Below are 4,447 nucleotides of genomic sequence, written 5' to 3' on the forward strand. Positions count from 1 at the left end.
TGTATAAGAGACAGGGGGATCGGGGGATCGACGTCCCCCGATCCGGGGTCAGGAGGACTCGCCGGCGACCAGGACGCCCTCGTCGTTCACCCGCACCGGCACCGGGAGCAGGGGCTCGTAGGCCGGACCTGCCAGGGGCCGGCCGCCGTCCACGGTGTCGAAGCGGCTGTTGTGACAGGGACACTCGGCGACGGTGCCCTCCGGCGGGGAGAGCAGGCACCCCAGGTGGGTGCAGACCGCGCTCCAGGCGAGGAAGGTGTCCTCCTCGGGGCGGCTGACCAGCAGGCGGGCCCGCTCGTAGAGCCGGGCTTCGCCGACCGGTACCTCGTCGGCCGGACCCAATTCCACGGGTTCGTCCGGAGCCTCGGGTTTGGCCTCGTACCGGTGTTCACAACCTGTGAGGCAGGTCGCCGCGACACCGGCGGAGGCCAGTGCGGCGCCGCGCAGGACGGTGCGTCGGGAACGGCGGGGGCCGGGGGCCCCCGGGGAAGCGGAGCGGCCGGGGAATGTCACGGTTCGTACCCTACGCAAACGTCCCGGGGCGGTGACGGGCGGGGTCCCCGCACCGCCCCGGGGCCGCTCACCGCCGGCCGGTCGCCCGCTTCGCGCGCCCACCGGCCGGCGCCGGGACCGCCGCGTCGCTGACCCGGTCGCCCAGGATGTCGCGCAGGAACTTCCCGGTGTGGCTGCCGGGGACCGAGGCCACCTGCTCCGGGGTGCCCTCGGCGACCACGGTGCCGCCCCCGCTGCCGCCCTCCGGGCCCATGTCCACCACCCAGTCGGCGGTCTTGATCACATCGAGGTTGTGCTCGATGACGATCACCGAGTTGCCCTTGTCGACCAACCCCGAGAGCACCTCGATCAGTTTGCGGATGTCCTCGAAGTGCAGACCGGTGGTCGGCTCGTCCAGGACGTACACCGTCCGCCCCGTGGAGCGCTTCTGCAGCTCCGAGGCCAGCTTGACCCGCTGCGCCTCGCCACCGGAGAGGGTCGTCGCCGGCTGACCCAGCCGCACGTACCCCAGGCCGACGTCCTTGAGGGTCCGCAGGTGCCGGGCGATGGCGGGCACCGACGCGAAGAACTCCGTCGCCTCCTCGATGGGCATGTCCAGCACCTCGGCGATGGACCGGCCCTTGTAGTGCACCTCCAGGGTGTCCCGGTTGTACCGGGCGCCGTGGCAGACCTCGCAGGGGACGTAGACGTCCGGCAGGAAGTTCATCTCGATCTTGATCGTGCCGTCGCCCGAGCAGTTCTCGCAGCGGCCGCCCTTGACGTTGAAGGAGAACCGCCCCGGCAGGTAGCCGCGCACCTTGGCCTCGGCCGTCTCCGCGAACAGCTTGCGGATGTGGTCGAAGACACCGGTGTAGGTGGCGGGGTTCGAGCGGGGGGTGCGGCCGATGGGGGACTGGTCCACGTGCACCACCTTGTCCACCAGGTCGTCCCCGGTGACCCGGGTGTGCCGACCGGGGACCGTCCGGGCGCCGTTCAACTCACGGGCCAGGTGGGTGTAGAGGATGTCGTTGACCAGGGTGGACTTGCCCGAGCCGGACACCCCGGTGACGGCGGTCAGCACGCCCAGGGGGAAGGAGACGTCCACCGAGCGCAGGTTGTGCTCCCGGGCGCCGAGCACGGTCAGCTTCCGCTTCGGATCCACCGCCCGCCGCTCGGCCGGGAGCGGGATCTCCCGCCTGCCGGACAGGTAGCGGCCGGTGAGCGACCTGTCGTTGGAGAGCAGCTCGGCGAGCGGGCCGCTGTGCACCACCTCACCGCCGTGCTCCCCTGCCCCGGGGCCGATGTCCACCACCCAGTCCGAGGTCCTGATGGTGTCCTCGTCGTGTTCGACGACGATCAGGGTGTTGCCCAGGTCGCGCAGGCGCACGAGGGTCTCGATCAGCCGGTGGTTGTCGCGCTGGTGCAGGCCGATGGAGGGCTCGTCCAGCACGTAGAGCACGCCCACCAGTCCCGAGCCGATCTGGGTGGCGAGCCGGATGCGCTGGGCCTCGCCACCGGAGAGCGAGCCGGCCGCCCGGTCCAGGGAGAGGTAGTCCAGGCCGACGTCCACCAGGAACCGCAGTCGTTCGTTGACCTCCTTGAGGACCCGCTCGGCGATGACCTTCTCGCGGTCGGTGAGGGTGAGGTCGCGCAGGAAGTCGGCGCACTCGCTGATCGACATGCCCGCGATGTCGGCGATGGAGCGGTCCTTGATCGTGACGGCGAGCACCACCGGCTTGAGCCGGGTGCCCCGACACGCAGGGCAGGGCACCTCCCGCATGTACCCCTCGAAGCGCTCGCGGCTGGAGTCGGTCTCCGACTCGGCGTGCCGGCGGCGGATGAAGGGCACCGCGCCCTCGAAGGTGGTGGTGTAGGCGCGCTCGCGGCCGTGCCGGTTCTCGTAGCGGACCTCGATGCGGGTGCGATGGCCGTTGAGCAGGGCCTTGCGGGCCCGCTGGGGCAGCCCCTCCCAGGGGATGTCGGTCCGGAAGTTCAGCGCCTCGGCGAGCGCGTTGATCAGATGGGCGAAGTACCCCTTGGTGTGGCCGTGCGACCAGGGATGGATGGCCCCCTCGTCCAGCGACTTCTGCGGGTCCGGGACGATCAGCTCCGGATCGACCTCCATGCGGTTGCCCAGGCCCGAACACTCCGGGCAGGCGCCGAAGGGGGAGTTGAAGGAGAAGGAGCGCGGCTCCAGTTCCTCGAAGGAGAGGTCGTCGTAGGGGCAGTACAGGTGCTCGGAGTACATCCGCTCGCGCTGCGGGTCGTCCTCCGGCAGGTCGACGAAGTCCAGCACGACCATGCCGCCGGAGAGCCCGAGGGCGGTCTCCACGGAGTCGGTCAGCCGACGACGGGCGCTCGGCTTGACGGTGAGGCGGTCCACGACCACCTCGATGGTGTGCTTCTCCTGCTTCTTCAGCTTCGGCGGGTCGGAGAGCTGGACGACGGCGCCGTCCACCCGGGCCCGGCTGTAGCCCTTGGTGGTCAGCTCGGCGAAGAGGTCGGCGAACTCCCCCTTGCGCTCGCGCACCAACGGCGAGAGCACCTGGAAGCGGGTGCCCTCCTCCAGCTGCGAGACCCGGTCCACGATGGCGCGGGGGGACTGCCGGGCGATGGGCCGGGAGCACTCCGGACAGTGCGGTCGGCCGATGCGGGCGAACAGCAGCCGCAGGTAGTCGTAGACCTCGGTGATGGTGCCCACCGTGGAGCGGGGGTTGCGGGAGGTGGACTTCTGGTCGATCGAGACGGCCGGGGAGAGGCCCTCGATGAAGTCCACGTCCGGCTTGTCCATCTGCCCCAGGAACTGCCGCGCGTAGGCGGACAGCGACTCCACGTACCGGCGCTGCCCCTCGGCGAAGATCGTGTCGAAGGCGAGCGAGGACTTGCCCGACCCGGAGAGCCCCGTGAAGACGATCAGGGAGTCCCGGGGGAGGTCGAGCGAGATGTTCTTCAGATTGTGCTCGCGAGCGCCGCGAACGATGAGTCGGTCGGCCACGCCGAATGGCACCTTTCCTGTCTCGGGGGCGACGGCCCGCGTCGCACGGGTCGCCCCGTCCAAGAGTATGGGCGGGGTCCGACAACGGGCTCGCGGAGCGGAAACCCGGGACCCGGATCACCCGCAGCATATGGCACACATGTTCGATCAAGAGGGGTTTCCGGCCGGCCGGACGGGGTCGGTCGCGCACCCTGGCCGGGGGCCCCGGAGCGGGTTAGCGTGGTGATCATGAGTCGACCCGAAGCCGAACTCGCCGCCCTCGCCGACGCCGGGAATCGCCTGCTGGCCCACCTCGACGACCTGTCGGACGCCGCCGTGGTCGCCCCCTCCTCGCTGCCCGGCTGGACCCGGGGCCACGTCGTGGCCCACCTCGCCCGCAACGCCGACGCCCTGGGGGAGGTCCTCGCCGGTCGGCCCATGTACGCGAGCGCGGAGGCCCGGGACGAGGACATCGAACGCGGCGCCCCGCGTTCGGCCGCGGAACACCTGACCGACCTGCGGGATGCGGGCGCCCGCCTCGAGGAGGCCCTGCGCCGGACCCCCGACGACCGTTGGGGGGACACCGTGGAACTCCGCAACGGCGTCACCGACACCGTGTCCTCGCTGCCCTGGCGACGATGGCTGGAGATCGAACTCCACCTGGTGGACCTCGACCTCGGGTACACCGTCGCCGACCTGCCGGGTGACTTCACCGACCGGGCGCTGCCCTGGTTGGCCCGGCGCTTCGCCGACCACCCGGACGTCGAGCCGATCGAGATCCGCGCCGAGGACGGCCGGTCCTGGCGCACCGGTCGGGACCCCGGGGGCACCGTGGAACCGATCGTGGTCACCGGCGGCCCGACCGCGCTGACCGGCTGGCTCACCGGTCGCACCGCGGGCACCGGTCTGACCGCCTCGGCCGACCTGCCCCGGGTACCCGCGCTGTGAGTCCCCGTTCCCCCGGGACGCGCACCCCCGCAC

At 71.4% G+C, this 4,447-nt stretch carries 3 protein-coding genes; 1 reads left to right on the plus strand and 2 read right to left on the minus strand.

Annotated features, from left to right (window positions below):
- Positions 1-48: 48 nt before the first annotated feature.
- A complete protein-coding gene (locus tag FOE67_RS17805; protein ID WP_182665469.1) occupies positions 49-513 on the minus strand; it encodes a QcrA and Rieske domain-containing protein in 465 nt (154 codons plus the stop codon).
- A 67-nt stretch (positions 514-580) separates the two neighbouring features.
- A complete protein-coding gene (uvrA, locus tag FOE67_RS17810; protein ID WP_182665471.1) occupies positions 581-3,487 on the minus strand; it encodes an excinuclease ABC subunit UvrA in 2,907 nt (968 codons plus the stop codon).
- Positions 3,488-3,715: 228 nt separating this feature from the next.
- Here uvrA and FOE67_RS17815 point away from each other — a divergent pair, with 228 nt between their 5' ends.
- A complete protein-coding gene (locus FOE67_RS17815; RefSeq protein ID WP_182665473.1) occupies positions 3,716-4,414 on the plus strand; it encodes a maleylpyruvate isomerase family mycothiol-dependent enzyme in 699 nt (232 codons plus the stop codon).
- Positions 4,415-4,447 lie beyond the last annotated feature (33 nt).

It is taken from the genome of Streptomyces calidiresistens (assembly GCF_014141525.1).
Taxonomy (GTDB): Bacteria; Actinomycetota; Actinomycetes; order Streptomycetales; family Streptomycetaceae; genus Streptomyces; species Streptomyces calidiresistens.